This is a genomic window from Tenacibaculum aquaeponti (assembly GCF_052084715.1).
GTDB lineage: Bacteria > Bacteroidota > Bacteroidia > Flavobacteriales > Flavobacteriaceae > Polaribacter.
In genome coordinates, this window is sequence record NZ_CP197288.1 from 3,868,592 (window position 1) to 3,890,065 (window position 21,474).

Sequence of the window (21,474 nt, forward strand, 5' to 3'; positions counted from 1 at the left end):
ACTTCCGATTAAATAAAACCTTTATCCTTTGCTACATGAATTAATTCACGATCGTCTGTACTAGTGATGTCAAAAATCTTTTTAAGCTGTCTTTTACGCTTTTCTATAGCTCTTAACGATAAATGCACCATATCTGGTAAATCTTTCATCATAGTACCAATAGAAAGCTGATACATTATTTTTCTATCTACATCGTCAATAAAATATTCACTAGATACTTCATTACGCATAATTTTTGTTACTGTTTTGCTATAAAATGGAGGGTCGCATAGAACTTCCTCAATAGCCTGTACTAGTTGTGGAGGCGTAATATCATTTTTTACTAAAAATCCATCAGGATTAATATTTTTTAAAATGCTATGAACTCTGTAATTATCATTAAAAGTTGTAGATACAATAATTCTAGTATCTGGTAGCATATCGTTTATTCTAATTCCTAAATCTTCACCAGAAAGTATAGTACCATCTTTAGAAGCAGGTAAACGCATATCTAAAAAAACAATATCTAAACGATCGTTGTTTTTAGCATAATCTTTTAAAATTTCACAGGCACTATCACAATCATTAGCCATTAAAATATTAAAGAATACTCCTTCTTTCTGACTTTCAATAAAAGTAAAAGCACTCTTATAAGCTTCAGCGATTAATGGATGATCATCAATAATTAAGGCATTGTATTTCTTTGCTATCATGCTTAGGTTATAGGTATTTTAATTTGCAAATTTGTTCCTTTATTAGGTTCAGAAATAAACGAAACGTTACCCTGTAATTTTGCAACTCTTGAATTAATGTTTTTAATTCCTATTCCTTTTCTGCTCTTTTTAGTGTCAAATCCAACACCATCATCAGTAATTTGTATAGCTAGTTTTTCGTTTTCATTAGAAAATGCTAAAGTAACATTTTTTGCCTTTGCATGTTTAATAATATTCTGTAAAGCTTCCTGAATTATTCGATAAACATTGGCCTTTGTAACTTCACTAATATCACTCCAGGCAATGGTGTCATCCGTTTCAAAATGTGTAGTAAACTGACCAATAATACTTTTATCAGCTAGTAATTGTTTAATAATAGTGGTAAAATTAATATTGGCATCATTAAAATTATCACTTAATTTATGTGAGACTTCACGAATTTCTTTTTCTATACTTTGCAATTCATCTAAGTAGGCTTGTTGTTTTTCTTGGGTATCAATGTTCATTTGCATTCCTAAAAAACCAAGATTTACACGTGTTCCAAATAATTTACCTAAAATACCATCATGTAATTCAGCTGAAATTCTATTACGTTCTTTTACACGTTCTTCTTCTAATTTAGCCTGTTGCTGAAGTGTTAATACATAAACTTCTTCATTTGCTTTTTGTTGGTCTGCTTCTAACTGAAGTTTCTCATTTCTTACTTTTTGTACACGTAAAAAGTAGAGTAGGGTAGAAATTAAAATAATACTAATACTTCCACCAATGATCCATATTAATTGCTGACCTAAACGTTCTTTTTCTTCTATATGTTCGTCGGTTTCAAACTCTATACGAGTAAATTTATTTTGAGCTTTACGCTCAACAGTAATTAAGCTATCGTTAAATTCGATATGACGATCTAGATATTTTTTAGCATTTTTAGGTTGTAAATTAGAAAGTTGCTTTAAAGTTGTCAAATAATCTACACTATTTTTTAATTTTTTAGCTAAACTATTAGCCTCTTTAGCATATTTAAAAGCATTTAGTGTATCTTTTATGTATTTATAATAATCTGAGATTCTTATTTTACTAGTTACTATTCCTGCCTTATTATTCATACTATCCCTTATGTACAGAGATTTAAAAAAGTCTTTCTTTATACCTGAAGTGTCCTTCATTAATAGTTTACAATAAGCTCTATTATCAAGAACTCTATAATAGTGTGCTTTAGTAATATTTTGATTTAAGTCAATGTTATAATATTTAATAGCTTTCTCGTACTCTTTTTTCTTAACATAAATATTAGCAATATTATTTTCTAAACCAAATGGTTGTATTTTACTTTTTTTAAAGTACGTCAATGCTTTTTTATAATATTCTAATGCTTTGTCATATTCTTTTATATCTTGTTGCAATTGAGCTAAATAGTTATAAGAATTGCATAAATCTTTATTATTACCAAGCTCTTTAAATAATTTTATAGCTTCAATTATCAGTACTTCACTACCAGTGTAATCTCGATATTTAACCTTAACATTAATCATACCTAATAAAACTTGTGATGCTTCTTTTTTATTTTTACCTTTTATAAAAGCATCATAAGCTTTCTTAAAATGAAAATATGCCTTATTGTATATTTGTTTTCTAATATAAAATGTTGCATAATTCCAATGTGAATCTCCTAAAGTATAATTGTCATTTAACTTTTTTGATATTGATAATGCTTTTTGATTAATTAAGAAAAAATTAGTTGAATCTTTTAATTTATAGAATTCATAAGCTATAGTGCTTAATTTAATAGGTTGTTTTATATTTTGATTAAAGTAATATTTGTAAGCTCTTTCTAGTAATTTTTTCTTATTCTCAAGGTCTATTTTTTGATTTTTAGATTCTCTAATCCAAATACCAATACTGTCTAAATCGTTTTTTTGATAAGCAAAACAATAGTTGAAGAATAAAAAGATTAAAATAAAATTTAAAGAATAAGTTTTGATAACACTTAGTTTTTTTGGTTGTAACAAAACTAAAAAAAACCTCTAACAATTTGTTAGAGGTTCTATAAAATTCAATTAATTACCTTTCCCTCCGTCATTTCCATTTCCATTTTCATCGCCACCTGTGTAATTAGTTCCGTTTCCACCTACAGGGATATCTATAGCGTCGTCATCTCCACCTCCGATATCTGAGTTTGTAACATCTATTGTTTGTGTGTTTGTTACAAGATCTTCTGTGTTATCTGTACAACTTACTGTAAATACAAATACAACAATACATAGCAAAAATTTTAAATTTCTCATAATTCAATTTTTAGTGTTTAATAATAGTTTTCTTGGCCACATTTGTGGCATACATAGCTGATCGAATGTTTTTTTCGATATATCTGCATCGGTAAAACCGAGGCATAAGTGTCCCATCCCGAGTTTTCAGGTGGTTTTTGTAGAATTGAATTGATAGTTGAAATCAATTCATGAAGACTTGGAACTACTAAGGCCTATTGAGTTTAGGCTTCAGGAAATTCTACAGTTTTAGTAAATAAGGAAGCGTTTTTGCAATTTTTATTAGTAACGCTAGCTGATTTTTTTTATTAAATTACGTTCGGTATACTTTATACCAAACTAATTTTTAGCCAATGTTACGTTTCAGTGAGTAAACGTCCTTTTTCATTTAGAGTTAGCAATATTAATTTTTTCATAACTTTAACAATTTCTTACTTATAAGATACAAAATTTAAATAATGTTACCAAATTTTTCGTCTTTTTCTTAATTCATTCATTTTTCAATAAAAAATAAACTAAAAAAGGCATCTTTAAAATAAGATGCCTTTTGAGTATATAAACGATACTTTGTTATTATTCTTGTATCAAATATGTATATCACAAAAAACATCATTATGCAACTCTCTGCCAAAACGAACACCTCTTACAGGTAAATTTTTATAGCTAATGTGCATAAAATATGTTTTCATTTTTTTATTTATTAATAATGAGATTTTTTCTCATTTAATTACATGACAAATATATAACTTTTTTTGAAATCTACAAATAATTTTTAAATATAAATTACTGATTTTTAGTTGTTTGTGTTGTTTTTAAGCAATAGGTTTACTGTCCGGAAAATTTCCAGATATTTTCAATTTTAGTTTATCTAACTAAACAGTTTTTCAATGTTTAAAACTTTCAACCTTTATGTCTTTTTTTACCTATTTATCATTTATTACTGTATTAAAAAAGGCGTCTGATGAAAATCGGACGCCTTTTATATATTGTTATACTAACATTTATATTATCATAAATGTATAGTGTAATTATTTTCATTCCGATTTTTACTGAATTGTTTTCCAAATCCTTGTAAACTACTTAAGCTATAATTAGCCCACGTTTGTATATGTAAAATCAATTTATTCATGTGGGTCAAATATACAAAATTTAAATCAGATGTTAAAAACTGTTAAAAAACAAATGTTTTTTAAAAAAGTGCGGGTCACCCACACCAAAAGTGTGGGTCGCCCGTACCAGTGTAAGAAATATGCACTATATCTTTGTCAACGTTAAAAGTCCTTATATATAAGGTTACGGGTATAAAAAACAATTTATACCATAGTCGTTCGGGGGAAATTCTATGGAAGAAAAGCACTTAGCTAAAAAAAGGAGTAAAATTGTTTGAAACTAAAAAACGTCCAAGGTTGGACGTTTTTTTAGTTTATGGAATATTTAAGTATTTATGTGTTTGTAAGGAGATTTTCCACTTAGGATGATTCATTACATAATCTATAATTAAAGGAATCATTTTATCACGTTTACTCCATTCAGGTTGTAAATAAAGTTTACAATTATTATTAACTTTTGCAGCTTGTTCTTCAGCAAACTCAAAATCATTTTTGTTATGAATAATCATTTTAAGTTCATCAGCTTCTTCATAAGCTTTATTTAAAGGCAGTTTTGTTTTTTTAGGAGACAAACAAAACCAATCCCAAACACCAGAAAATTTATAAGCTCCTGAGGTTTCTATATGTGTTTTAATACCTTTTGCTTGCAATTGCTCAGTAATGTAATCTAAACTCCACATTAAAGGTTCTCCACCAGTAACAACAACAGTTTCTGCATATTTTTTAGCATTGGTAACTATTAGATCAGTTAAAGTTGGCGGATGTAAATTGGCATCCCAACTCTCTTTAACATCACACCAATGGCAACCTACATCACAACCACCAATTCTTATAAAATAAGCTGCTGTTCCTGTATGTGCTCCTTCTCCTTGTATGGTGTAAAACTCTTCCATTAAAGGAAGCATTTCACCTTTTTTAATTAACTCTTGCGTCTTTAAATCCATCTGCTTTTACCGCTATTACATCAATCTCAATTTTTGCTCCTACGAGCAAATCGGCTGCAAATGTAGTTCTTGCAGGCTTATTTTTAGGAAAATATTTACGAAAAATTTTATTAAATGCTGTAAAATCATCTGTAGTAGATAAAATTACTGTACATTTTACTACATGTTCTAAATCTGAATCATGTGATGCTAAAACAGCTTTTATGTTTTCTAAAGTTTGTCTTGTTTCTGGGCCAATGCCTCCTTCAGGTAGTTTATTGGTTTCAGGATTAATACCAACCTGACCTGCTAAATACAATGTATTGCCAACTTCAACAGCATCTGAAAAAGGAGCATTTTTTTTACGTTCTAATTTAGAACTATGAAAAATTAAATCTTCTTTTTCAGTAGATATTTGAGTATTGTTGGTGTCATTTTTCATAGTACATGAAGAAATTAGCATTGTAATAGCTAAAGTTAAGACATTCAGTAATTTCATGTGAAAATTTTTAGTTGGAATACAAATTTACTTAAAACTTAAGAAAAGTTCCTTAAAATTATTTTGCTCTACTTTTTGAAATGCTGATATTAATAGTATTTTTATCAAAAAATAATAAAAGATGAGTCAAACGGAGTCGTTCTTCAACTACATAAATGAAGGGTACAAATGCAAAGGAGATTTTATTACGTTGGGTGCAGGAATGTTAGGTGAAGAAACTGTAACTAACGCCTTAGTAAATTTACCTTTAAAAACACTTAATAGACATGGTTTAATTGCTGGAGCAACAGGAACTGGTAAAACTAAAACTTTACAGATTTTAGCAGAGAATATGTCTGAAAAAGGGATTCCTGTTTTATTAATGGATGTTAAAGGTGATTTAAGTGGATTAGCACAGCCTAGTCCAGGACATCCAAAGATAGATGAACGTCATGAGAAAATAGGTGTTCCGTTTGATGCTAAAAAATTTCCTATAGAAATTTTATCAATATCAGAACAAGATGGAGTTCGTTTACGAGCAACTGTTTCAGAATTTGGTCCAGTTTTATTATCAAGAATTTTAGATTTAACAGAAACACAATCTGGAATTGTAGCTATCATTTTTAAATACTGTGATGATAATCAATTACCTCTTTTAGATCTAAAAGATTTTAAAAAGATGCTACAATTCATTACTGCAGAAGGAAAAGAAGAGATTTCTACTGAATATGGAAGAATATCGACTTCTAGTACAGGAGCGATTTTAAGAAAAATTGTAGAATTAGAACAACAAGGAGGTGAGTTGTTTTTTGGTGAAAAATCTTTTGAAGTTGATGATTTAACAAGAGTTGATGAAAATGGTAGAGGAGTGATATCTGTATTACGATTAACAGATATTCAAGATAAACCGAAGTTGTTTTCAACATTTATGTTACAATTATTAGCAGAAGTCTATGAAACATTTCCAGAGCAAGGTGATAGTGGAAGACCAGAGTTAATTATTTTTATAGATGAAGCACATTTGGTTTTTGATGAAGCCTCAAAAGCGTTATTAAGTCAAATAGAAAGTATCGTTAAATTAATCCGATCAAAAGGAATAGGATTGTATTTTGTAACTCAGAATCCTAAAGATGTTCCCGAAGATGTTTTGGCTCAATTAGGAATGAAAGTACAGCATGCTTTGCGTGCATTCACAGCAAAAGATAGAAAAGCGTTAAAATTGGCTGCAGAGAATTATCCTGATTCAGACTTTTATAATACTAGTGAAGTACTAACTCAGTTAGGAATTGGTGAAGCTTTTGTAACTGTTTTAAATGAAAAAGGTATTCCTACTCCTTTAGCAAGAACAATGTTAAGAGCTCCAATGAGTAGAATGGATATTTTAACCGAGAGAGAAATTCAAGAAGTTATAGGAAATTCTAAATTAGCTAAGAAATACAATGATACAATCGATAGAGAAAGTGCTTATGAATTGTTGGGAGAGAAGATTGATAGTATTAACAAGAAAAAATCTGAAGAAGATAGAAGAAAAGAGGAAGAAAAATTAAGGAGAAAGAGAAGCTCAAGTAGTTCACAAAGAAGTACACGTCAAAACCCAGTAGTTAAAGTGTTAACAAGCGCTACATTTATTCGTGCTGTGTTTGGTATTTTAAAGAAAGTAATCTAATTAAACTAAAAAGAGTAAATAAACGTTATATAAGAAACTAATTTAAATGAGAAAATTATTAAAAATCGTGTTAGTTGTTTGTGTTGCAGTTGTTAGTACGCAGTGTAGTAAAGATAAATACACGATTGCTAAAGGAAAAGTAGGACAAATCACAAAAGAAACTACAATGCAAGACTTAGATAAGATTTTTGCTAAAGATTCTATTGTTAAAATTTTAAGTGAAGGAGCCAAAGGAAATTACTATTTCCAAGATGATGATGAATATCAAATTTTCGAAAAAGGAGGTAAGCACTTATTAACTGTAGTTCCAAGAGAACAATTAGATTCGACTTCAACAATTAAAAGTATTGAAGTATTTGACGAAAGATTTAAAACTGTTAATGGGTTAAATGTACTTTCTACTTTTAGAGACATAAATGCAAACAATGCCATTAGTAAAATAGAAACGTCATTTTCTTCAGCCACTATTTTTATAGATGATTTAAATGCTACAATTGCTATAGATAAAGAAGAATTGGGCTTAAAAGAGTTTAATATGAAAAAAGTTAGTATCGAGCAAATACCTGATTTAGCGAAGATTAAATCCTTTATTGTTTGGTTCAACTAAAATACACAAATCCCGATTTTTCGGGATTTTTTATTGGCTTTATATTATCGTTTGATAAACCTATATTTGCACAGCAAACTTAACGAAATGAAATACGCAAAGAATATTCTAGAAACTATAGGAAATACACCTTTAGTTAAGATAAATACATTAGCTGAAGAATTACCTTGTTTGGTTTTAGCTAAATACGAAACGTTTAATCCTGGTAATTCTGTAAAGGATAGAATGGCTTTAAAAATGATTGAAGATGCAGAAGCAGATGGAAGATTAAAGCCAGGAGGAACTATAATTGAAGGGACTTCAGGTAATACAGGAATGGGACTAGCTTTAGCTGCTATTGTAAAAGGATACAAATGTATATTTGTGATGGCAGATAAACAAAGTAAAGAGAAAATTGACATTTTAAAAGCAGTAGGAGCAGAGGTGGTTGTTTGCCCTACTAATGTTGAGCCAGATGATCCTAGAAGTTACTATTCGGTTTCAAGAAGATTAGCGGAAGAAACAGAGAATGCTTGGTATGTTAATCAATATGATAACCCAAGTAATGCAAAAGGTCATTATGAAAGTACTGGACCTGAAATTTGGGAGCAAACTGAAGGAAAAATTACTCATTTCGTAGTTGGTGTTGGAACAGGAGGAACTATTTCAGGAGTAGGAAAGTATTTAAAGGAGCAAAATCCTAACGTTAAAGTTTGGGGAATTGATACTTACGGATCAGTATTTAAAAAGTATCATGAAACTGGTATTTTCGATGAAAATGAAATTTATCCTTACGTAACAGAAGGAATTGGAGAAGATATTTTACCAAAGAATGTTGATTTTAGTATTATTGATGGATTTACAAAGGTTACCGATAAAGATGCTGCTGTTTATACGCAATTATTAGCTAAAAAAGAAGGAATGTTCTTAGGGAACTCTGCTGGAGCAGCAATGAAAGGTTTATTGCAGTTAAAAGGGCATTTTAATGAAGATGATATAGTTGTTGTTTTATTCCATGACCATGGAAGTCGTTATGTTGGAAAAATGTTCAACGACGAGTGGATGAAAAAAATGGGATACTTAGAATAATATTCTATGATTCATTTTTTATGTGGAGGTCCAAGTAATATTCAACAATTACTTTTAGTATTAGTAATATTTTACGGTTTACCTGTATTTGTTTTAGTGTACTTATCGAATTTACTAATTAGGAAAACCACTTTTTATAGAGATCATATTAATAGTAATCTAAAAAAGACCTTGTTTGTATCAAGCTTAACCATCTTAATGTTTGTTTTGTGTGTGTTTATCACCTTTTTGATACAAATAGTTTAAAAATATAAAACCACCTTAAAGGTGGTTTTTTTATTGAATAAAAATGTTGTTTTTTAATTTGATGTTTTTAGCGCAATTCTATAAAAATCAAAAGCCATCTCACTGAGACGGCTTCTGTTAATCAACTAATTCAAATAATTTACACAATGAAAACATTATTGTGTTATACAATAAATGGTTTTCAATTACTGTGCCAAAATTATGAATTATAACTGTAAGTTTTTTGTTTTATTTTATAGTTTACAATTTTTTAACTTTAAGAAGCTGTTTTGTTAAGGGATTCACAATGAAAATTTTAGCTAGCATGCTTGTGTGCTTTGTATGATGAACGTACTAAAGCCCCACTCTCTACATACATAAACCCCATTTCTTTACCAAGCTCTTCATATTTCTTGAATTGATCCGGTGTTATAAATTCTTTAACAGGTAAGTGATTTTTAGTAGGCTGTAAATACTGTCCTATAGTTATGACATCAAGCCCAACATTTCTTAAATCTGTCATAGTTTGTATTACTTCCTCTTCAGTTTCGCCTAAACCAAGCATGATACCTGATTTGGTTCTCATTCCATTTTCTTTTAAATATTTTAAAACACCTAAGCTTCTATCATATTTTGCTTGGATTCTAACTTCACGTGTTAATCTACGAACGGTTTCCATGTTGTGAGAAACAACTTCAGGGTGGACTTCTATAATACGATCAATTAGTTTTTCGTTCCCTTGAAAATCTGGAATTAAAGTTTCTAAAGTAGTATTTGGATTTGCTCTTCTGATGGCTTGTACAGTTTCAGCCCAAATAATAGAGCCTCCATCTTTTAAATCATCACGATCTACAGAAGTAATTACAGCATGCTTAATATTCATGATTTTTATAGATCGAGCTACCTTTTCTGGTTCATCCCATTCTACCGTTTCAGGTCTTCCTGTTTTCACTCCACAAAAACCGCAAGATCTTGTACAGATATTACCTAAAATCATAAATGTAGCAGTACCTTCTCCCCAACATTCTCCCATGTTAGGGCAACTACCACTTGTACATATTGTATTAAGTTTATATTTATCAACTAAGCCACGAAGTTCTGTGTATTTTTTACCAACAGGCAATTTAACACGTAACCATTTTGGTTTTTTTACTCTCTCACTAGGTGGGTTAGTAATTGTTGTAGCTAAATTATCAGACATTCTATTATAAATTTGAATTACAAATTTACGAAGAAATGTTTGTTATTGCATAATATCTAGTTCAGTTGCTTTATCAATTGCCATTTGTAATGCATTGTCATTAGTTTTTACTAGAGATACAATTCTTCCAATTTTTTCTAAATCATCTCTATTAGCACTCCAAAATGTAATACCACTAACTTCAACATTCATTTCTAAACCATCAATTAAATCGCTTCCACCAACTTTAAATGCACCATAAATAATTCCTAACCAAGAAGGTCCTCCTCCATGATAACCACTTGCTTGAAGATCTTTAGCTACAGAATCTTTCTCATAAATGTCATGATAATCGTAACGGAATTTTCCATTTTGCTGTTGTAACACACCCGTAAAATGCAAATCTTTAGTATTCAAAGCATTTTTAAAATCTTCTCCTTGAGAAAAAGAATTATGAACTGAAAATAATAGAACAGTTGTAATAACTGCTTTAATAATAACGTTTTTCATTTTTTTTAATATTGGGGTTTTATTTGCTCCGATAGAAATAATCAAAAAGCATGCTAATTTAATTTTTTTTCTGTTTTTTTTTGATTTTTTTTAAAAAAAATAAACAGAATTAAATTTAATGTGTTGTAATATAGGTTTTTAAATACCATATACTGAATAGAAAAAGAAAAATAAAACCTAAAAAACTTATAATTTTTAAGAATATATTAGGTTGAAATTCTTTTGGTGTATGTGAACTAGTAATTAACTTGAAATTGAGAAAAGCAAATATTGGAGCTGTTAAAAAAGAGAAAATAGTTGCTATTTTCACCAAAGTAAGCATGTTGCTTTTAAAAAAAGTTAAAATAATGCAAGTACCTATTAGAAGAAAAAGTATCCAAAATCTATAATTTAACTTTTTAAAACCTAGTAGTTCGGTGCTTTTACTCATAGCTCTAGGAGAGGCATCTAAGGTCGTTACTGTAGTGCTGAGCATGGTTGTAAAAGCGGCTATACCAATTATTATTTTAGAATAACTTCCTAGGTTTTTAGTATATAAATCTATTAATTGAATAGCAAATTTTCCTCCACTAGAAGAAAAAGTTTCTCCTGTGTTAAACATGACCAAGGTTCCAAGTAGAATAAAACAAATTCCTAAAAATAAAGTTCCTAAGTACCCAACGTTAAAATCAAAAATTGATTTTTTTACTGTAATTTTTTCTGAAATAGTTTTGCTTTTTTCAACAGACCAAAGCGAATGCCATATTGAAATATCTAAAGGAGCAGGCATCCAACCCAAGAAAGCTATTAAAAAACTTATTTCTAATGCGTTTTTAGGTAATATTTGTTGAAAAGAGTAAGTAGATTCGTTTTTTAAAAAAGCGATGCTTACAGCTAGTAAAGTGCTAATGGTGAGAAATAAAATAATATATTTTATAAACCGATCTAAAAATGAATATTTACCTAAAAATAAAATTATAATAATAACAATTAAAAGTATGTATGACCAATATATAAGGTCATTTGTAAATCCAAAAAGTTGACTAGCAAGACCTGCTGTAACAATTGTTACTGCAGCCTGAATTGTAAACATTGTTATAAAATTTACAACAACATATATTATCAAATAAATTGTTCCTAATTTTTTATACCCGTCTAATAAGCTCTCTCCAGTTGCAGCTGCATATTGAGGCCCAAATCTGAAAAAAGGATATTTAAAGATATGTACTAAAATAATAGCCCATAATAAACCTAATCCATAATCTGCTCCTGCTCTTATAGCTTGTACTAAATGTGATACACCAATTGCAGCACCAGCAAAAAGTAAACCTGGTCCAAGTACATTTAGTATAGATTTTTTCACGAGTTATTTTTTTTAATAATTTCAGCTAATAACTTTTTGGCTCTAAGTAATTTAATTTTAACATTATTAATAGGTTCATTAATTTGTATAGAAATTTCTTTATAAGAAAGTTCTTGAAAGAAACGTAAGTTTATAATTTCTTGATACTTAGGTTTAAGTTTTTTAATGTCTTTAAGGAGTTTAGCTAAATTTTGTTCTTTAATAAATTTATCTTCAGGAGAAGGAGTATCATCAATAATATCATATATTTTATCTTCTTCTACAGAAGAAACTTTAAAATGAATTGAAGATTTTCGTTTTCTTACTAAATCTTGATATAAATTTTTTGAAATAGCAATTAACCAAGTATTAAACTCATAATCTTCATTGTAGAGATGAATTTTGTTAAATGCTTTAGCAAAAGTTTGAATAGTTATATCTTCTGCATCATTTTCATTACCAGTATTTTTTAACTGATATCCATAAACACTACCCCAATAGAAATCCAAAAGGTGATTAAAAGCAACCTGATTGCCTTTTTTTGCTTGTTCTATATGTATAAGGATTTCCTTTTTTATGAGATTATTTTTTTATTGATGTTGAGGTTCATTACAAGTATCAAATTGATCTGGTGTTTTACCACAAAAGCCACAAGCTTCACCAGATTTATTCAACATTGGATTTTGACTTGCGCATGTTCCTGCAAATTCACCATCTTTTTTTGCCCAAATCTTAATAGCAATTCCACCGAAAGCTAAAGCTAATAATCCTATTGTTAAAAAAATTAATTTCATAAAAATATTTTTAAGCTACAAAGATACATAAACTAATTTTTAAAATAGTTAGTGACTTTTTGAAAAAGAAAGTGTCTTAATTTATGAAAGATAAAAATTAAATCCCTCAGTCATGAAAGAATTTTTAGTGAAATGTTTAAATAGTTTGATAGGTTTTATAACAGAAGGATATAATAAAGATTTAAAACCTAACTATATTAAAGTGAAGAGTAATTCCCATAACAATAGATTTAGAAATTAATCTATTTTCTAAAAAAAACTAACATATAAATCAATTTTAATCTAATGTAATATTTTTAAAATCAGTTACATTGGATTTTTTTTGTGTATTGTTTAGTAAATTTTTAAACCTTTATAACTCTTGATGGTCTAAAAATAAAAGTACGATATATGAGATTGATTTTATCCCCAATACTATTAGTGCTATTACTACTGATTACTTCTTGTAGTAAAGATAATGTAGATACAGAATCGCCAATTGATTCTAATTCAGAAGCCACAAAACCTAATATTTTATTAATCATAGCCGATGATATGGGATTGGATGCAACGCCAGGTTATTCTGTCGGAAGTATTAAGCCTAATATGCCAAATCTTCAAAGCATGATCAATAATGGAGTTCGGTTTGATAATTTATGGTCCTATCCAACTTGCACACCAACTAGATCAAGTATTTTAACTGGTAAATATGGTTTTAGAACTGGGGTTATGAAAGTAGATGATGAATTGTCTACTTCTGAAACTTCAATTCAAAAATATTTAAAAGATAATGGTGCTGGTTATCAAAATGCTGTTATAGGTAAATGGCATTTATCAAGAGACGCTAATCATCCAAACGAATTAGGTGTAGATTATTATGCTGGTTTATTGAATGGAGCAGTTACTTCTTATTGGAATTGGACTTTAACCGAAAATGGAGTTCAAAATAATTCAACAGAATATACGACAACTAAATTTACAGATTTAGCTATAGATTGGGTTAAAGATCAAGATACTCCATGGTTTTTATGGTTAGCTTATAATGCACCTCATACACCTTTTCATTTGCCACCAATAGATTTACATTCTCAAGGAAATTTACCAACAGATGAAGCGATTATAGATGCTAATCCACAACCATATTACATGGCAATGATAGAAGCTATGGATTCTGAAATAGGTCGCTTATTGAATTCCATGTCAGAAGAAGAAAGAAATAATACAGTTATCATATTTATTGGAGATAATGGAACTCCAAATCAAGTAGCTCAAGAGTATAGAAATAGACGTGTTAAAGGAACAGTTTATCAAGGGGGAGTAAATGTACCTATGATTATATATGGTAAAGATGTAAATAGATTTAATGAAGCTGAATCTTCCTTAGTAAATACAACCGATTTATTTGCAACGATAGCAAATATAGCTGGGGTAAATGTAAGTACAATTAACGATAGCCGTAGTTTTTGGAGTATAGCATCTAATAATTCGAATATCATGTTAAGAGATTATGCTTACACAGAAATTGGTAGAGATTTTGGTACAGAAGATATTACAGTAAGAAACGAAAATTACAAATACATCCTTTTTTCAGATGGAACAGAAGCTTTTTATAATGTTTTTAATGATTTTTTTGAAACTAATAATCTGTTAGATAATCCATCACTAAGTGTAACTGAACAAACTGTTTTAACTGAATTAAAAAATAGAATAAATATTATAAAAGGTTAATTATGAGAAATATATATAAAACTTTAATAGGTAGTCTTCTAATTTTATTTGTGGCGTGTTCTTCTGATAATGATGAAAATACCAATGAAACTCCAACAACACCAACTGAATCTTATGATATAACAAGTGTATTGTCAAAATTTGATAACGTACCAGGTGTTTCTTATGCGATAAACGGAGATGTTGTTGAAATTACTACCGATGATTTACCAAATCATGGAAGTCCTTATTGGGAACAAACAAATCCAATGTATGAAGCTTATAATGGAGATAATCCTGATTGGAGAAAAAATCCTAATTTAATTGAGAGTCAAAATATAGTTTTCACAATTCCTTTAAAACCACAAGAAGCTTCAAGTAATACAGCGACACCTCTTGGGCCTATAGGTGTATGTGTAAATGGAGTTGTTTTTTATAATCAATATGCTGGACCAAATAATCAACCCTTAACTAGTGAAATAGACTCTTTTGATCAATATTTAGGTCATCCTGATGCTAGAGGAAATTATCATTATCATATAGAGCCAACATTTTTAACAGATACTTTCGGGAAATCAGGATTTTTAGGATTACTAGCAGATGGATTTCCTGTATACGGACCAGAAGAAAATGGAAGTCCAGTTACAAATTCAGATTTAGATGAATTTCATGGACATGTTGGTGTAACACCTGATTTTCCTAACGGGATTTATCATTATCATGTTACTACTGAAGCTCCTTATATTAACGGAAATGGATATTTCGGTACTCCAGGAAATATATCTCAATAAATGAGGAGACTTTTCTTAATAATTTTTGTCACGTTTTTATCTTGTAAAAGAGATGAAATTAAATATCAAAGCAAGATTTTCAATACAACTGATTTTAAATTAGTAAATGGAGAACTTTTTTTGAAACAAAATTTATATTCAGGAGAGTTAATTAAATATGATAGTTTAAATAGATTAAAAACGATTTCTAATTACTTAAAAGGTAAGAAAGAAGGACAAGAATTAAAGTATTTAAATGATACTTTAAGAATTGAAGAACGATTTTATACTCAAGGAAAAAAAAGTGGTGTTCATAGAGGTTGGTGGCGTAATGGAAATAAAAGATTTGAATACCATTTTAATGCTAAAGGAGCTTATGATGGAAAAGTGAGTGAGTGGTATAAAAACGGACAACAGATGAAGGCTTTTCATTTTGTAGAAGGGAAAGAAGAAGGAAAACAACAATTATGGAGAGATGACGGAAAGATCAGAGCCAATTTTGTAACTAAAAACGGAGATCGTTTCGGTTTAATTGGCCTCAAAAAATGTTATACAGTAAACACGATTAATGAAAGCTATAAATAATATAATTTTATTTGTTTGTATCACACTACTTTGTGTGAGTTGTAAGAAAGAAATTAAAGTAGATAGGTCTATTACTTTACCTTTTTTTAATTCAGCTATTTTTACTCCTGAATGGATTGCAGAAAGCTCAATAGAGTATAAAAGTATTCATAAAATTGCTGACTTTAGTTTGATAAATCAAGAAGGAAAAACGATCACAAATGAAAACTATAAAGGTAAAATCTATGTGGCAGATTTTTTCTTTGTAAGTTGTCCAGGTATTTGTCCAATTTTAGAGAAGAATATGAGTATACTTCAAGACGAATATAAAGAAGATGATGAAATCCAATTATTATCACACACAGTAATGCCTGTTAAAGATTCTGTTCCTGTCTTAAAACAATATGCTTTAGAAAATGGGATAAATTCTAAAAAGTGGAATTTAGTAACAGGAGATAAAGATCTGATTTACGATTTAGCACGAACATCTTATTTTGCGGATGAAGACTTTGTGAAAACGCAAGATAAAGATGCTTTTATACATACCGAAAATTTTGTCCTTGTCGATAAAAAAGGAAGAATACGAGGTGTTTATAATGGAACAATCGAACTAGAAATTCAACGACTAATACGACATATAAATTTATTGAAAAAAGAAAAATAAATTTCTGAAACATAATTTAAAAACTCTAAATTATTAGTTAATAGTTAAATTTGTAGAGTTTAATGCGTGTTTTATGAAAAAGATTTTACTAATACTACTTTTTATTTCGATAAGTAGCTTTTCTCAACATACCGAGAGGTATTTAAAATTAATGGAGAATTTTATATTTCAAGATTCAATTAAGATCGAAAAGAAATATAAAAATGGGAAATGTAAATTTATTGAGACGCTTTACACTTATAAAATAAAAGGAAAAAGTAAAATTTATAAATTTAATGCAGGTTACAGTGCCTCATGGCTTAAAAACGACGATTTGTTTTGGGAAATAAAATATGATAATTATGGAACTGCATTGTATTACCGTGCTATGACATTAGATGGAAATCTTTCAAAAGAGTTAACAACCACAAAAATTGACACAAAATCAGATGATATACGAAAAGCGTTAGGGTCATCTAAATATTTAATTTTTGAAACTTATGAAAAACAATATGAAGTTTCTAAAGATAATCAACCTTGTTTAGTTTGGGAAGGAGCAAAAAGTAGAGGAAAGAAAATAGGAGTTTGGAAGAAATATAATTGTTGTGGAGAAATTGTTAAGACTAAGAACTATTGAAAAGTATGAAAGGAATTATAATTTGTTTAGCATGTATACTTTTTAATTTTGAGTTGTCATCTCAAAGAGATCTGTATCAAATTCAAAATGATTCTCTTAAAAAATTTATTGAAAGTTTTAAGAAGGTTAAATCTCCATTTAATTTTTCAGAGCCTAGGATTGAAGAAGAAATAGATTCTAAATTATTACAACGTTTCTTGAATGTCGAAGTTGTTGATGAAATAGGATATGTAGGAACAGAAAGTTATTACTACGGTTTTGCGTATTTCGATCAGAAATATTTAAGTTTAATTTACACACATTATTATTCACCTGGAGCTTTTGGAATAGATAATAAAGGTATATATGTAGTAACTATGAATTATGAAGGAGAAATAATAGGAGAGGAGTTAATAGGTTGCTTTTGTAAGAATAGTAATATGGGAAGCAATGAATATTTTGTCAGTGAACTTAATGTTACAATTCAAAAGAGTAAAATTATAGTGAAGCAACAAGAAATTCGTCAGACTTTGGTTTCAAATGATGATGATAACTTTAAAAACACTACATTAAAAACCTTTGAAATAGAAATCGATTCTCATGGGAAAATGGTTAAACAACAAATTAATTAAATCACATTTACCTCTATTTCAAGGTCAATGTTAAAATTTTCTTTAATTGTAGTTTGTATTTTTCGAGCAAGATTGTAAATGTCTTCTCCAGAAGCATCTCCATAGTTTACTAAAACTAAGGCTTGCTTTTCATGAACACCATAATCACCAAAACGTTTCCCTTTAAATCCACTTTGTTCGATTAGCCAACCAGCAGGAACTTTAATTTCAGTTTCAGATACCGGATAACTAGGAATATTTGGAAACTTATCTTTTAAATTTTCAAAAAGACTTTTAGAAATTACTGGGTTTTTGAAAAAACTACCGCTATTTCCAATTTCTTTAGGATCTGGTAGTTTAGATTGTCTAATTGCTATAACAGCATCAGAAATATTTTTAATCGTTGGATTCGTAATGTTTTTAGAAGCAAGTTCAGTTTCAATAGCACCGTAAGAAGTGTTAAGTAAGTGATTCTTTTTTGTAAGTTTTAAACTTACAGAAGTAATAATATACTTTCCTTTAACTTCATTCTTGAAAATAGAATTACGGTAACCAAATTTACAATCAGCATTTGAAAACTGAACCAGTTTTCCAGTTTCAATGGCAACTGCTTCCACTTTTGTAATCACATCTTTTACTTCAACACCATATGCACCAATATTTTGAATAGGACATGTACCTACATTTCCAGGAATTAAAGATAAATTTTCAATTCCACCATAGTTTTGATCAATGCACCATAAAACAAAATCGTGCCAGTTTTCTCCAGCATTTACTGTAAGATAAACTGAGTTTTCATCTTCTCTATCAATACAAATTCCTTCAGTATTAATATGAACTACTAAATCTTCAATATCTTTAGTTAATAGCATATTACTACCTCCAGAAATTAAAAAAATAGATTTTTCTTTTACTACAAGTTTTTGCAGTTCATGAACAGAACGAATAGAAATAAAACGTTTGGCATTAACATCAATGCCAAACGTGTTATAACTTTTTAATGATATATTTTGTTGAATTTCCAAATGAAATTATTTATTGTAAGCTTCTAAAGCTGCTTTTAAAATAGCAACACAACGTTTTAAATCTTCTTTGTTTAAAACATAGGCAATACGAACCTGATTTTTTCCTTCTCCTTTAGTTGAGTAAAAACCTCCAGCAGGAGCAACCATTACAGTTTCGTTATTGTGATTAAAACTTTCTAAAATCCATTGTGCAAAATCTTCTGAATTTTCAACTGGTAATTCAGCAATACAATAAAAAGCACCTTTTGGTTTGGCAACTTTTACACCTTCGATTTTTTCTAGTTCAGAAATTAATGTATTTCTACGTTCTACATATTCTTCAATAACATCATCAAAATAACTTTGAGGCGTATCTAAAGCTGCTTCACTAGCGATTAAAGCATAAGTAGGCGGACTTAATCTTGCTTGTGCAAACTTAATTGCAGTTTGAACAAATTCTTGATTTTTAGAAACAATACATCCGATTCTTGCACCACACATACTGTAACGTTTAGAAACAGAATCAATAACAATAGCATTTTTATCTAAACCATCTTCTTTTAAAATAGAGTGATGTTCTGCACCATCGTAAGCAAATTCTCTGTAAACTTCATCAGCAATTAAAAATAAATCGTGTTTAAGAACAATTTCTTTTAATTTTTGAATTTCTTCTTTACTGTATAAATATCCAGTTGGATTTCCAGGATTACAGATTAAAATTGCTTTAGTTTTTGGAGTAATTAATTTTTCAAAATCCTCAATCTTTGGTAAAGCAAAATTATCGTCGATAGAAGAAATTACAGGAACTACTTTTACACCAGATGCAATAGAAAAACCATTATAGTTCGCATAAAAAGGTTCAGGAATAATGATTTCATCTCCCGGATCAGTAATACTACCAATAGTAAATAATAAAGCTTCAGATCCGCCCGTAGTTGCAATAATATCATTTGCAGTTACAGAGATACCATTTTTAGCATAATAGTTAGAAAGTTTAGTCCTGTATGTTTCAGAACCTTCAGATCGAGCGTAAGATAATACCTCTATATTATTGTTTTTTACAGCATCTAATGCTACTTGAGGCGTTTTAATATCAGGTTGTCCAATATTTAAATGGAAAACTTTTATACCTCTTTTTTTAGCATCTTCCGCAAAAGGAACCAGTTTACGAATTGGAGATTGCGGCATTGAATTTCCTTTGTCAGAAATTGATGGCATAATTAGAAATTTTATAGTTGTTTATTGAAGACAAAGTTGCAAAAAAAATATTTAAAATAGTGTAATCTTTAACCTTAAAAAAACTTCATTTCACCGAAAGAAAATGGTTAAAAGTATCTTAAAATATCACTAATTAACGAATTTGATTGTATATTGAATATATAGAACATAAAAATTACTAGCTTGAAGAAGGTGTTATTCTTTTTTGTACTTTTTTTTATATCTAATACTATTTTTTCTCAAGGAAAATTTCAGTTTTTTGGTAAAGATGATGTAAAACAGAAAGTTAAATTCAAAAATATTAATAATTTAATTGTCATGCCATTAGAAATTAATGGTAAAGAATTATCATTTATATTAGACACAGGTGTTAATAAAACTATTTTGTTTAATTTAAATCAGAATGATAGTTTAGGGTTAAATAATATTGAAAAAATTAAGTTAAGAGGGTTAGGAAAACAAGAAGCTGTTCAAGCATTATTATCTAAAAGCAATCATTTTCGTATTAATAATATTGTAAGTTCTAGTCAAGATTTATATGTTATTTTAAGAGATAGTTTTAACATGTCTTCTAAAATGGGAGTTACGATTCATGGAATTATAGGTTTTGATTTATTAAAAGATGTAATTTTAAAGATAGATTACAGTAATGAAACATTAACTTTTTATAATCCTAAAAAATACAAACTAAAAAAATGTAGGAGATGTGAAGAATTTCCTTTAGAATTTTATAGAAGTAAACCTTATATAAATACAGTTACTCAAATAGATACAATAACTAATAAAAAAATTAAAACAAAATTATTAGTAGACTCTGGAGGTAGTGATGCTATTTGGTTGTTTGAAGGTACTCATAATGCTATTAAAACTCCAAAAAAATATTTTAAAGATATTCTAGGAGAAGGCTTAACAGGTAGTATTTATGGGAATAGAAGTAGGATAGCAGAATTTAGATTGGGTAAATTTGTAATTCCAGAACCTACGGTTTCTTTTTTAGATACAACATCAACAGTTAATGCTAGAGAATTTAAAAGTAGAAACGGAAGTATTGGTGGAAATATTTTAAAACGTTTTAAAGTTTGGTTAGATTATCCTAACAGAAGAATGGTTTTGAAGAAAAATGGATCTTTAAAAAAAGGATTCTATTATAATATGAGTGGTTTAGTAGTAGTTTACTCAGGAAAAGATTTAATAAAAGAGGAAGTAGAACAAACAAATATTAATTCATATGGAGTTGAAAGTAAAACAACCAAACCAGATGTGTTTTCTGTTATAACAACTTATAAATATGAATTTAAACCAGCTTACAAAGTCTATGAAGTAATTAAAGATTCTCCAGCTTTTTATGTTGGTTTAGAAAAAGGAGATATTATAAAGAAAATAAATGGGAAACCTGCTTATCAATTTACATTAGATGAAATAAATGGTATATTTAGTTACAAACCAGGAAGAAAAGTAGTTTTAGGAATCGAAAGAGATGGGATATACTATACATACAAACTAAGGTTAGAAAGAAGGATATAAAAAAAGA

At 28.8% G+C, this 21,474-nt stretch carries 22 protein-coding genes; 10 read left to right on the forward strand and 12 right to left on the reverse strand.

Features of this window, described 5'->3' with window-relative positions; translation table 11 throughout:
* Nucleotides 1-8: 8 nt before the first annotated feature.
* From ACSIGC_RS17500 to ACSIGC_RS17520, 5 genes are all read right to left on the reverse strand, one after another.
* A complete protein-coding gene (locus ACSIGC_RS17500; protein WP_299682301.1) occupies nt 9-692 on the reverse strand; it encodes a response regulator in 684 nt (227 codons plus the stop codon).
* Between the two features lie 2 nt (nt 693-694).
* Nucleotides 695-2,695 carry an ATP-binding protein gene (locus ACSIGC_RS17505; protein WP_442266054.1) on the reverse strand — a complete coding sequence of 667 codons (2,001 nt, stop codon included), beginning with the start codon at nt 2,693-2,695 and terminating at the stop codon, nt 695-697.
* 48 nt (nt 2,696-2,743) lie between these two features.
* Nucleotides 2,744-2,971 (reverse strand): hypothetical protein, encoded by a 228-nt coding sequence (locus ACSIGC_RS17510; RefSeq protein ID WP_442266055.1) that lies wholly within the window; start codon nt 2,969-2,971, stop codon nt 2,744-2,746.
* A 1,402-nt stretch (nt 2,972-4,373) separates the two neighbouring features.
* Nucleotides 4,374-5,003, reverse strand: a complete 630-nt coding sequence (locus ACSIGC_RS17515; RefSeq protein WP_442266056.1) for a 7-carboxy-7-deazaguanine synthase QueE — start codon at nt 5,001-5,003, stop codon at nt 4,374-4,376.
* Nucleotides 4,975-5,481, reverse strand: a complete 507-nt coding sequence (locus ACSIGC_RS17520; RefSeq protein ID WP_442266057.1) for a RidA family protein — start codon at nt 5,479-5,481, stop codon at nt 4,975-4,977. The genes ACSIGC_RS17515 and ACSIGC_RS17520 overlap by 29 nt, the downstream gene beginning before the upstream one ends.
* Before the next feature lie 121 nt (nt 5,482-5,602).
* Between ACSIGC_RS17520 and ACSIGC_RS17525 the strand changes: the two genes are divergently transcribed.
* The 3 genes from ACSIGC_RS17525 (at nt 5,603) to ACSIGC_RS17535 (ending at nt 8,801) form a co-directional block, all read left to right on the forward strand.
* Nucleotides 5,603-7,126: a helicase HerA-like domain-containing protein gene (locus ACSIGC_RS17525; RefSeq protein WP_442266058.1), complete on the forward strand. Its 1,524-nt coding sequence runs from the start codon at nt 5,603-5,605 to the stop codon at nt 7,124-7,126.
* Between the two features lie 46 nt (nt 7,127-7,172).
* Nucleotides 7,173-7,733: a hypothetical protein gene (locus ACSIGC_RS17530; RefSeq protein WP_442266059.1), complete on the forward strand. Its 561-nt coding sequence runs from the start codon at nt 7,173-7,175 to the stop codon at nt 7,731-7,733.
* An 87-nt stretch (nt 7,734-7,820) separates the two neighbouring features.
* Entirely contained in the window at nt 7,821-8,801 is a 981-nt protein-coding gene (locus ACSIGC_RS17535; protein ID WP_442266060.1) for a PLP-dependent cysteine synthase family protein, read from the forward strand.
* Between the two features lie 541 nt (nt 8,802-9,342).
* Here ACSIGC_RS17535 and lipA read toward each other — a convergent pair.
* The 5 genes from lipA to ACSIGC_RS17560 all read right to left on the reverse strand — a co-directional run bounded on the left by lipA (nt 9,343) and on the right by ACSIGC_RS17560 (nt 12,831).
* A complete protein-coding gene (gene lipA / locus ACSIGC_RS17540) occupies nt 9,343-10,227 on the reverse strand; it encodes a lipoyl synthase (RefSeq protein WP_442266061.1) in 885 nt (294 codons plus the stop codon).
* A gap of 42 nt (nt 10,228-10,269) precedes the next feature.
* The gene (locus ACSIGC_RS17545) at nt 10,270-10,716 is read right to left on the reverse strand and encodes a hypothetical protein (RefSeq protein WP_442266062.1); all 447 of its coding nucleotides are present in this window, start codon (nt 10,714-10,716) and stop codon (nt 10,270-10,272) included.
* Nucleotides 10,717-10,831: 115 nt separating this feature from the next.
* Nucleotides 10,832-12,058: an NRAMP family divalent metal transporter gene (locus ACSIGC_RS17550; RefSeq protein ID WP_442266063.1), complete on the reverse strand. Its 1,227-nt coding sequence runs from the start codon at nt 12,056-12,058 to the stop codon at nt 10,832-10,834.
* Nucleotides 12,055-12,615, reverse strand: a complete 561-nt coding sequence (locus tag ACSIGC_RS17555; protein ID WP_442267775.1) for an RNA polymerase sigma factor — start codon at nt 12,613-12,615, stop codon at nt 12,055-12,057. The genes ACSIGC_RS17550 and ACSIGC_RS17555 overlap by 4 nt, the downstream gene beginning before the upstream one ends.
* 12 nt (nt 12,616-12,627) lie before the next feature.
* Nucleotides 12,628-12,831: a membrane or secreted protein gene (locus ACSIGC_RS17560; protein ID WP_299682267.1), complete on the reverse strand. Its 204-nt coding sequence runs from the start codon at nt 12,829-12,831 to the stop codon at nt 12,628-12,630.
* 390 nt (nt 12,832-13,221) lie between these two features.
* Between ACSIGC_RS17560 and ACSIGC_RS17565 the strand changes: the two genes are divergently transcribed.
* The 6 genes from ACSIGC_RS17565 to ACSIGC_RS17590 all read left to right on the forward strand — a co-directional run bounded on the left by ACSIGC_RS17565 (nt 13,222) and on the right by ACSIGC_RS17590 (nt 17,742).
* Entirely contained in the window at nt 13,222-14,538 is a 1,317-nt protein-coding gene (locus tag ACSIGC_RS17565) for a sulfatase-like hydrolase/transferase (protein ID WP_442266064.1), read from the forward strand.
* 2 nt (nt 14,539-14,540) lie between these two features.
* The gene (locus ACSIGC_RS17570) at nt 14,541-15,308 is read left to right on the forward strand and encodes a YHYH protein (protein ID WP_442266065.1); all 768 of its coding nucleotides are present in this window, start codon (nt 14,541-14,543) and stop codon (nt 15,306-15,308) included.
* Nucleotides 15,309-15,872, forward strand: a complete 564-nt coding sequence (locus ACSIGC_RS17575) for a toxin-antitoxin system YwqK family antitoxin (protein WP_442266066.1) — start codon at nt 15,309-15,311, stop codon at nt 15,870-15,872.
* On the forward strand, nt 15,856-16,515 hold the full coding sequence (locus ACSIGC_RS17580; protein ID WP_442266067.1) for an SCO family protein: 660 nt from the start codon (nt 15,856-15,858) through the stop codon (nt 16,513-16,515). Before ACSIGC_RS17575 ends, ACSIGC_RS17580 begins: the two co-directional genes overlap by 17 nt.
* Nucleotides 16,516-16,666: 151 nt before the next feature.
* Nucleotides 16,667-17,131 (forward strand): hypothetical protein, encoded by a 465-nt coding sequence (locus ACSIGC_RS17585; RefSeq protein ID WP_442266068.1) that lies wholly within the window; start codon nt 16,667-16,669, stop codon nt 17,129-17,131.
* Between the two features lie 5 nt (nt 17,132-17,136).
* A complete protein-coding gene (locus ACSIGC_RS17590) occupies nt 17,137-17,742 on the forward strand; it encodes a hypothetical protein (protein WP_442266069.1) in 606 nt (201 codons plus the stop codon).
* Here the strand turns inward: ACSIGC_RS17590 and murB are convergent.
* Together murB and ACSIGC_RS17600 are read right to left on the reverse strand one after the other, a co-directional pair.
* The gene (murB, locus tag ACSIGC_RS17595; RefSeq protein ID WP_442266070.1) at nt 17,739-18,746 is read right to left on the reverse strand and encodes a UDP-N-acetylmuramate dehydrogenase; all 1,008 of its coding nucleotides are present in this window, start codon (nt 18,744-18,746) and stop codon (nt 17,739-17,741) included. The genes ACSIGC_RS17590 and murB overlap by 4 nt on opposite strands.
* A gap of 6 nt (nt 18,747-18,752) precedes the next feature.
* Complete coding sequence (locus ACSIGC_RS17600) at nt 18,753-19,943, reverse strand: pyridoxal phosphate-dependent aminotransferase (protein ID WP_442266071.1); 1,191 nt, start codon at nt 19,941-19,943, stop codon at nt 18,753-18,755.
* 192 nt (nt 19,944-20,135) lie between these two features.
* On the opposite strand from ACSIGC_RS17600, the gene ACSIGC_RS17605 reads away from it, so the two are divergent.
* The gene (locus tag ACSIGC_RS17605) at nt 20,136-21,467 is read left to right on the forward strand and encodes an aspartyl protease family protein (protein ID WP_442267776.1); all 1,332 of its coding nucleotides are present in this window, start codon (nt 20,136-20,138) and stop codon (nt 21,465-21,467) included.
* Nucleotides 21,468-21,474 lie beyond the last annotated feature (7 nt).

Bases quoted from the DNA above. Each gene is read 5' to 3' on its own strand.
- ACSIGC_RS17500 (WP_299682301.1), bottom strand. From the start codon at position 692: ATGATAGCAAAGAAATACAATGCCTTAATTATTGATGATCATCCATTA.
- ACSIGC_RS17510 (WP_442266055.1), bottom strand. From the start codon at position 2,971: ATGAGAAATTTAAAATTTTTGCTATGTATTGTTGTATTTGTATTTACA.
- ACSIGC_RS17515 (WP_442266056.1), bottom strand. From the start codon at position 5,003: ATGGATTTAAAGACGCAAGAGTTAATTAAAAAAGGTGAAATGCTTCCT.
- ACSIGC_RS17520 (WP_442266057.1), bottom strand. From the start codon at position 5,481: ATGAAATTACTGAATGTCTTAACTTTAGCTATTACAATGCTAATTTCT.
- ACSIGC_RS17525 (WP_442266058.1), top strand. From the start codon at position 5,603: ATGAGTCAAACGGAGTCGTTCTTCAACTACATAAATGAAGGGTACAAA.
- ACSIGC_RS17530 (WP_442266059.1), top strand. From the start codon at position 7,173: ATGAGAAAATTATTAAAAATCGTGTTAGTTGTTTGTGTTGCAGTTGTT.
- ACSIGC_RS17535 (WP_442266060.1), top strand. From the start codon at position 7,821: ATGAAATACGCAAAGAATATTCTAGAAACTATAGGAAATACACCTTTA.
- lipA (WP_442266061.1), bottom strand. From the start codon at position 10,227: ATGTCTGATAATTTAGCTACAACAATTACTAACCCACCTAGTGAGAGA.
- ACSIGC_RS17545 (WP_442266062.1), bottom strand. From the start codon at position 10,716: ATGAAAAACGTTATTATTAAAGCAGTTATTACAACTGTTCTATTATTT.
- ACSIGC_RS17560 (WP_299682267.1), bottom strand. From the start codon at position 12,831: ATGAAATTAATTTTTTTAACAATAGGATTATTAGCTTTAGCTTTCGGT.
- ACSIGC_RS17565 (WP_442266064.1), top strand. From the start codon at position 13,222: ATGAGATTGATTTTATCCCCAATACTATTAGTGCTATTACTACTGATT.
- ACSIGC_RS17570 (WP_442266065.1), top strand. From the start codon at position 14,541: ATGAGAAATATATATAAAACTTTAATAGGTAGTCTTCTAATTTTATTT.
- ACSIGC_RS17575 (WP_442266066.1), top strand. From the start codon at position 15,309: ATGAGGAGACTTTTCTTAATAATTTTTGTCACGTTTTTATCTTGTAAA.
- ACSIGC_RS17580 (WP_442266067.1), top strand. From the start codon at position 15,856: ATGAAAGCTATAAATAATATAATTTTATTTGTTTGTATCACACTACTT.
- ACSIGC_RS17585 (WP_442266068.1), top strand. From the start codon at position 16,667: ATGGAGAATTTTATATTTCAAGATTCAATTAAGATCGAAAAGAAATAT.
- ACSIGC_RS17590 (WP_442266069.1), top strand. From the start codon at position 17,137: ATGAAAGGAATTATAATTTGTTTAGCATGTATACTTTTTAATTTTGAG.
- ACSIGC_RS17600 (WP_442266071.1), bottom strand. From the start codon at position 19,943: ATGCCATCAATTTCTGACAAAGGAAATTCAATGCCGCAATCTCCAATT.